Source organism: Candidatus Sulfotelmatobacter sp. (genome assembly GCA_035498555.1).
Taxonomy (GTDB): Bacteria; Eisenbacteria; RBG-16-71-46; order RBG-16-71-46; family RBG-16-71-46; genus DATKAB01.
On the sequence record DATKAB010000068.1, the window covers coordinates 1 to 7,086 of the forward strand.

Below are 7,086 nucleotides of genomic sequence, written 5' to 3' on the forward strand. Positions count from 1 at the left end.
GCTGCGACGATCTGCCGGAGGACGCGCTGTTCATGATCGGCGCTCTGGGGGACGCGCGCCATGGCTGACAGCCTGCGTTTCATCGTCCGCACGCCGGCGCAGGTGGTGTTCGACGAGCCGCTGCTCGGCGCGCGGCTTCCCACGCCGAGCGGGCAGATCGGACTGCGCCCGCGCGGCGAGCCTCTGGCGACGGAGGTCGAGCCGGGTTTGGTGATCGCGCGCTCGGCGCACGGGATCCGCTATCTCGCCACCGCCGGCGGACTGCTCGATCTGGATGTGGAGCGCGCCGAGCTGCTCACGCCTTTCGCCGCGGTGGGCGCGAGCGGGGCCGAGGTCCAGGCCGCGCTCGATCGCGTCCTCGAAACGCCCGACTCGGAACTGGTGCTACGCCGCCGCCTGGGCGAGCTGGAGCAGCGCATCGTGCGCGAGCTTCGCCAGCGTCCCGCCGGGCCGCGGGGTGAGCCGTGAGCGCGCCCCGGGCCGAGCGCGGAGGCAAGGCGCGCGATCGCACGCGCCGCGACCTCGACCGTCTGGATCGGCGCGAGCCGGGCGGGCGCTTCTGGCAGTCACTCGCCCTCATTGGAAGTGTGGGCTGGCCGATCGTTCTGTTCGCCACGGGCGGCGCTCTGCTAGGACATCTGCTCGACCGGCACTGGAGTTCCGGCATCCGTTTCACGCTGATGCTGCTCACGATCGGCACCGCGATCGGCTGCTTCGCGGCCTACCGCGCGGTGCGGGGGAACGACTCGTGATCGCGGCGCTCGCAGCGATGGCGGGACTCGCCGCCGGGCTCGCGCACGGGCTGTTGCTGGGGCGCTCCGCCGGGCGGCCGCCGGCGGCGTTCGGGCTGGTCGCGCGCGCGCTGCTGGTCGGCGTGGTGCTGCTGCTCGCGGCGCGCGCCGGGCAGCTGGTGCCGGCCACTGCCGGATGGTTCGTGGCGTTCGCCCTGACGGTCGGCGTGCTGCGCGCGAGGCTGTCATGAGTCCCACGATCTTCGGCGACCGCTTGATCGGGCGGCTGGGCGCAGTGCCGATCACGTTCACAATGGCGACCAGCGCGGCCACCAGCCTGCTCCTGGTCGCCGGCTGCGCCGCGCTCGCGCAGGCCGTGACGCGCCGTCCCGGCGGGCGCATGGCCGCGGCGGGTCGTCTCACGTTCGGCTTCCTCCACGATCTGGTGGAGGGGGCGGTGGGAAGGCCGTCGCCGCGGCTCGAGGTGTTCGCGGGGAGCCTCTTCCTCTTCATCGCCGCTGCCGCGATCGTCGGGCAGTTGCCGGGGGTTCCGGCGCCCACCTCGAACCTGTGGGCGACCAGCGCGCTCGCCGCGCTGGTGTTCGTTGCGGTGCCGGTGGCCGGGATCCACGCGCGCGGACTGGGCGGCTACTTCCGCGCCTACCTGCGGCCGAATCCGCTGTTCCTGCCGCTTCACTTCATCACCGAGCTGTCGCGCACGCTGGCGCTCGCCATGCGATTGTTCGGGAACATGCTGAGCGGCCACCTGGTGGTGGCGCTGATCGTCTCGCTCGTCGGCTTGCTGGTTCCGATTCCGCTCATGGTTCTCGATCTGCTGATCGGGGTCCTGCAGGCCTACATCTTCACCATTCTGGCCAGCGTCTACATCGGCGCCGGCATTCGCATCGGAGAAGGAGGCTCACATGGGTGAACACGCGGCTCTGGCACTGGGATCGATCGTCACGGCGGGCTTCACCATGGCCATCGGCGCGCTGGGAGCGGCGCTGGGCGAGAGCCGCATCGGAGCGGCCGGCATGGACGCGCTGGCTCGGCAGCCGGACGAGGCGACGAACATCACGCGCAATCAGCTGGTGGCGCTGGCCATGGTCGAGTCCACCGCGATCTTCTGCCTGGTGATCGCGCTGGTGCTGTTGTTCGCGAATCCGTTCGTGGCGGCGCGGTAGGCAAACGTGTCCACGGCGCTCGCGAACTTCCTGTTTGAGGCGGTCAACTTCCTGCTGCTGGCCGCCGCGCTCGGCTGGGTGCTGTTCAAGCCGGTGCGGCGCGCGCTCGATGCCGAGCGGGCTCGTCACGACAAGGATCTCGAGGACGCAGCGCGCGTGAAGAGAGAGGCCGAGGCGCGGCTCCAGGAGGCGGCCGGCGCGCGCGCGAAGTTGGAAGCCGCCTCCACCGCCGAGGCGAAGAAGCGTCTGGATGAGGCCGGGCAGCAGGCGGCACGAATTGTCGAGGAAGCGCGCGCCGCGGCCGACGAGGAGCGCCGCGCGTTCGAGCGCGAGCAGGAGGCGCGCCGGCAGGCCGAGGCGGTCGCGCTGGCGGGGACCGTGGGACGCATCGCCGGCGAGTCGGTGGTGCGTCTGCTGCGCTCGTTGGATGGTCCGGCGCTCGATCTCGCGCTGGTGCGCGCCGCCTGCGAGGAACTTCGCAAGCTTCCGCGGCCCGCGGCAGGAACGGTGCTGGTCGAGTCCGCGCGGGGGCTCGATCCCGATTCGAAGAAGCTGCTGGCCGCCGCGCTCGGCGACGGCTTTCAGGCGCGCGAGCTCCCGGCGCTGGGCGCCGGTGTGCGCGTGACTCTGCCGGGCGGCAAGATCGAGGCCTCGGCGGCCGCTCTGGCGCGCGAGGCGGCCGGAGCCGTGGTGGCGGCGGGCCCGGCCGCCGACTTGGAGACGACATGAGCGATCACGCCGGGTTCGCGGACCGCCTCGAGCGGCTCTCGGATATCGAACTCGGCCGCGCCTTCGGGCTTCGCGGAGCGGTGGTCGAGCTCGGCGACGGGGTGGCGCAGGTCCTGGGGCTTGAGGATGCTGGCGCCGAGGAGCTGGTGGAGTTCGACTCCGGTGCGCTCGGCATGGCCTACGAGCTGGAGCCGCATCGCACGGGAGTGGTCATGCTCCTCGGCGCCGATGGCGTACGCGCCGGCGAAGGCGTGACCGCGACCGGCCGGCTGCCGTCGCTGATCGTGGGCCCCGACCTGCTGGGCCGCGTGCTCGATCCGCTCGGCCGGCCGCTCGATGGCCGGCCGCGGCCCGCGGGCGAGCGGCGGAGCGTGTTTCGTGAAGCGCCCGCGCTCACCGAGCGCGCGCCGGTGCGCCGCCCGCTGCTCACCGGAATCATGGTGGTGGACGCAGGGATTCCGATCGGACGCGGGCAGCGCCAGCTGGTGGTCGGCGACCGCAACGTGGGCAAGACCGGGCTCGCGCTCGACATCGTCGCCGCCCAGCGCGGGACCGGCGTGACCTGTGTCTACGTGGCGGTGGGACAGCCGATCTCGCGCGTGTTGTCGGTCCGCGAGTCCCTGGCGCGCGTGGGCGCGCTGGAGCACACGGTGGTGATCGGCTCGGACGCCGGCGATCCGCCCGGGCTCCAGTACCTGGCGCCATATGCCGGCACCACGGTGGCGGAGTATTTCCGGGACCGGGGGGGCGACGCGCTGGTGATCTACGACGATCTCAGCAAACACGCCGACGCCTACCGCGAGCTGGCGCTGCTGCTGGGGCGTCCGCCGGGCCGCGAGGCGTATCCCGGCGACATCTTCTATATCCATGCCCAGCTGCTGGAGCGCGCGACCGCGCGCGCCGAGCAGGCCGGCGGGGGATCGGTCACGGCGTTTCCGCTGGTCGAGACCACCGAGAGCGATCTGTCCGCCTACATTCCGACCAACCTGATCTCGATCACCGACGGGCAGATCTACCTCGACACCGCGCGCTTCGAGCGCAACGAACGCCCCGCGATCGACGTCGGGCGCAGCGTCTCGCGCGTGGGAGGCGCGGCGCAGCTCGACTCGATGCGCGTCGCGGCGCGCAATTTGAAGATCGCCCTGTCGCGCTTCGAGGCGCTCGAGGCCCTGACCCGCGTCGGCCTCGACGTGGACCTCGCCACGCGCCGCACCGTGGAGCGCGGGCGCATCCTACGCGAGATCCTGCGTCAGCCGCGCTTCACGCGCCGCAGCCCGGCGGAGCAGATTCTTTCGCTGATCGCCGTCAACGAGGGTTGGCTGGACGGCCTCGCGCCAACGGAAGCGCGCGCGGTACTGGCGGCCGCCTGGGAGCGAATGGCGGCCGAGCTGCCCGAGGCGACAGCCGCGCTCGATGCTGGGAACGAGCCTCCCGGGGACTGGAAGTCGTCCGCGCGCCGGCTGCTCCCCGTGGCGGACGGGGCGCAGCGGTGAAGCGCCAGGTCGAGCTGCGACGTCGGCTGCGCACGCTGCGCACCCTTCGCGAAGCGGTGGGCGCGATGAAGAGCCTCTCGGCGCACCATTTTCGCGCGGCGCGCGCCGTGGTCGAGCCGGCGCGCGCGTATCGGCGCGGTGTGGAGCGCGTTCTGGCATGGAGCCACGCGGCGCTGCCCTCGGGCGAGAACGGCGCGGGGTTGCTCGTGATCGGCGGTGAATACGGGCTGTGCGGAGCGTTCCACTCACAGCTGGTCGCGGAAGCGGTCAAGACGCGGCGCGAGCTGGGGGCGGGCCCCACGCTGTGCGTCGGGCGCCGGGGGGCGACGCTGCTCGCGAGGAGCGGGGTCGCGATCGACGCCGCCCTCGCGGCGCCCACCGGCGTGCGCGGGATCACCGATCTGCTGCTGCGCGTGGGCGAGGACGTGTTCGCGCGCTACACCGGCGATCGGCTCTCGAGCTTTCACATCGTCTCGAGCCGCTTCGTCGGCGTGGGACACGCGAATCCGGTGGTCACGCGGCTGCTGCCGGTCGCCTTCGAGCCGGCCGCGCCGGAGCGCACGATCCGCTACGTGGCGCGCGCGCAGCTCGCCACGGCGGCGATCCGAGAATTCCTCTATGTATCGCTCTATCAGCTGGTGCTCGATGCGCTGGCGTCGGAGCACGGCGCGCGGCTGGTGGCGACGCAGGCGGCGGAGCGCTGGCTCGATGAGCGCACGGAAGTTGTGCGCCTCGAGCTTGCGACTGCGCGACGCGAGGCCAGCACGCAGGAGATGATCGAGATCGCCGCGGCCTCGCGCCTGGAGCAGCGCAAGCGCGCTGCCGCCCGCTCAGTGTGGTTGGCGCCCGGCGCCATCTAGCAGGCGCACGCCGGCGTAGGGCGTGCGCTCGAACTGGCGCGCAGCGCGACCAGCGGCATCGCGATCACCGTGGCCGGAGGGGCCAGGCCGGCGCGGGAGAAGCGTGCGGACCGGGCGCGACCGGGCGCCCGCGCCGGGAGGCGCCAGATTCGCGCTACACTCACCTCCCATGGCACTCAAGGGCTGGCTTCCGCTCGCGGCCTGGAGGGAAGTGCGCCGCCGCCGCTTTCCGAAGCGAATCCTCGCGGCCATGATGCTGACCGGCGTCGTGGTGGGCGGCGTGTTCGGCATCCTCGGTCTCGAGTTCGCGCGCACGCTTCCAGCGGGACGAAAATGGATCGCGTGGACCCTCGTCTATCTGGGCGTGGCCGGGATCGTCGTCCTGCAACGCCTGCTGCGGGGCCAGGTGATCGCGAGGGTCGAACAGGAGCGCGACGCCGAGGCTGCGCGCGAGATCCAGACCCGGCTCCGCCCGCTGGTGCTGCCGCAGCCGCCCGGCTTCGAGCTGGCCGGTTATTACCGGTCGTACCAGCAAGTGGGCGGCGATTACTACGACACGCTGCTGCTCAAGGATGGCCGTCTGCTGCTCACGATCGCGGACGTCTCCGGCAAGGGCGTGGCCGCAGCGCTCCTGACCGCGAATCTCCAGGCGATCCTCAAGTTCGCGGACCTCGACGAGCGATCGCTCGAGCGCGTCGTCTCGGCGATCAACGTGCACCTTTGCCGCCACACCGAAGCGAACCGCTTCATCACGATGCTGCTCGGCGTGCTCGATCTGGCGGGCCGCCGGTTCACCTACGTCAACGCCGGGCACACGCCCGGCTTCCTCGCGCGGCGGGGGAAGATGATCCGATTGGAAGCGACGGCGCCGCCGCTCGGCATGATCGAGGAGATGCGTTTTCCCTGCTCCGATACGCTGCTCGAGCCGGGCGATGCGATGGTGTTCTACACCGACGGCCTGAGCGAGCGCAGCAACCCGCAGGGGAAGTTCTTCGAGGAGGAGGGCATCGCCGCGGCGCTGGAGCGCGGCGGCAGCGGCTCCGCCGAGGCGATCGTCCAGCGCCTGGTGGACGACTGCGAGGCGTTCGCCCGGGGCCAGCCCGCCGACGACGACACCGCGATTCTCGTGATTCGCGCGAAGGATTCGCCAGCCGCCGGCCCGGCCTGAGGCGCCGGGCATGGGGCCGGCGCCGCGCCCGCGGCAAAGTAGACACCGCGCCCGCGGCAAAGCAGACGCCGCGCCCGGCCGGAACCGGGCCGGGGCGGGTGGCGGCGATGAAGTAGCGCGGTGAGCTCGTGATGACTCCTGGCCGGTTATCTCGCGGCGAGTTCGCCGTACCAGTAGGCGGCGGTGACGCCGCCATCCATGAGGAAGTCGCTGCCCGTAATGAAGGCGCCATCAGGGCTCATCAGGAGCGCGCCGACCGTTCCAACCTCGTCTGGAGTGCCCGCACGTCCTGCCGGGCAAAGGTCGATCATGCGTCGGTAGCCTTCGCCGCGGGGCCCAGAAAGTTCGTCCTTGGCGAGCGGGGTGATGATGATGCCAGGACTGATCGCATTGACCCGCGCACCGCGCTTGCCCCAGCGTACCGCCTCGGACTCCGAATTCCTCCAGCACCAGCCATCCGCATCTGCACCTGCTGATGAGCGACGGCGCGTTCCGTCGCGACGGCACATTCGCGGCGCTGCCGGAGCCCGAGCCCCCGGTGCTCGAGGAAGCGTGGCGGCGCGCCGAGGCGGAACTGGTATCGGATCGCGTCGACGCTCCCTACGCTGGAGTGCACCGGATGCCGGCGCTGGAGTTCCTGGCGCTGGGTGGATCACGTGCCGGAGGTGGTCAGCCCGGCGGATAGGCTGGAGGGAGTCCGGCCGCGCCGCTTGTAGCCTAACGCCGCCACGGCGCGAATGGGGGCATGGGGAAGAGCGTGGCGAGACCGGGCAGACCTGTCGAATTGTCGTTAGGCCCCACACCCAATTCCGAAACTCACACCCGGAGAACCGAACGATGACGAAGTACCTTGTCTCCTTCCCCGGATCGGCGATGGACATCTCCGACGAAGACATGGCTGCGGTCGGCGAAGCGGCACAC

Annotated in this window: 11 protein-coding genes; 10 read left to right on the plus strand and 1 reads right to left on the minus strand. The window is 71.5% G+C overall.

Annotation, left to right across the window (positions count from 1 at the left end; translation table 11 throughout):
* Nucleotides 1-60: 60 nt before the first annotated feature.
* From VMJ70_06190 to VMJ70_06230, 9 genes are all read left to right on the plus strand, one after another.
* Nucleotides 61-468, plus strand: coding sequence for a hypothetical protein (locus VMJ70_06190; protein ID HTO90704.1), 408 nt, complete (start codon nt 61-63; stop codon nt 466-468).
* Complete coding sequence (locus VMJ70_06195; GenBank protein HTO90705.1) at nt 465-752, plus strand: AtpZ/AtpI family protein; 288 nt, start codon at nt 465-467, stop codon at nt 750-752. Before VMJ70_06190 ends, VMJ70_06195 begins: the two co-directional genes overlap by 4 nt.
* A complete protein-coding gene (locus VMJ70_06200; GenBank protein ID HTO90706.1) occupies nt 749-982 on the plus strand; it encodes a hypothetical protein in 234 nt (77 codons plus the stop codon). The genes VMJ70_06195 and VMJ70_06200 overlap by 4 nt, the downstream gene beginning before the upstream one ends.
* A complete protein-coding gene (gene atpB, locus VMJ70_06205; GenBank protein HTO90707.1) occupies nt 979-1,662 on the plus strand; it encodes a F0F1 ATP synthase subunit A in 684 nt (227 codons plus the stop codon). Before VMJ70_06200 ends, atpB begins: the two co-directional genes overlap by 4 nt.
* Nucleotides 1,655-1,915, plus strand: a complete 261-nt coding sequence (gene atpE / locus VMJ70_06210) for an ATP synthase F0 subunit C (protein HTO90708.1) — start codon at nt 1,655-1,657, stop codon at nt 1,913-1,915. The genes atpB and atpE overlap by 8 nt, the downstream gene beginning before the upstream one ends.
* A gap of 6 nt (nt 1,916-1,921) precedes the next feature.
* A complete protein-coding gene (locus tag VMJ70_06215) occupies nt 1,922-2,644 on the plus strand; it encodes a hypothetical protein (GenBank protein ID HTO90709.1) in 723 nt (240 codons plus the stop codon).
* On the plus strand, nt 2,641-4,137 hold the full coding sequence (locus VMJ70_06220) for a F0F1 ATP synthase subunit alpha (protein HTO90710.1): 1,497 nt from the start codon (nt 2,641-2,643) through the stop codon (nt 4,135-4,137). The genes VMJ70_06215 and VMJ70_06220 overlap by 4 nt, the downstream gene beginning before the upstream one ends.
* The gene (locus VMJ70_06225; protein HTO90711.1) at nt 4,134-4,997 is read left to right on the plus strand and encodes a F0F1 ATP synthase subunit gamma; all 864 of its coding nucleotides are present in this window, start codon (nt 4,134-4,136) and stop codon (nt 4,995-4,997) included. Before VMJ70_06220 ends, VMJ70_06225 begins: the two co-directional genes overlap by 4 nt.
* Before the next feature lie 211 nt (nt 4,998-5,208).
* Entirely contained in the window at nt 5,209-6,165 is a 957-nt protein-coding gene (locus VMJ70_06230) for a PP2C family protein-serine/threonine phosphatase (protein ID HTO90712.1), read from the plus strand.
* A 146-nt stretch (nt 6,166-6,311) separates the two neighbouring features.
* Here the strand turns inward: VMJ70_06230 and VMJ70_06235 are convergent, their stop codons facing one another.
* Nucleotides 6,312-6,674 carry an SDR family oxidoreductase gene (locus VMJ70_06235; protein ID HTO90713.1) on the minus strand — a complete coding sequence of 121 codons (363 nt, stop codon included), beginning with the start codon at nt 6,672-6,674 and terminating at the stop codon, nt 6,312-6,314.
* On the opposite strand from VMJ70_06235, the gene VMJ70_06240 reads away from it, so the two are divergent.
* Nucleotides 6,641-6,850, plus strand: coding sequence for a hypothetical protein (locus tag VMJ70_06240; protein ID HTO90714.1), 210 nt, complete (start codon nt 6,641-6,643; stop codon nt 6,848-6,850). The two genes, VMJ70_06235 and VMJ70_06240, sit on opposite strands and share 34 nt — an antisense overlap.
* Nucleotides 6,851-7,086 lie beyond the last annotated feature (236 nt).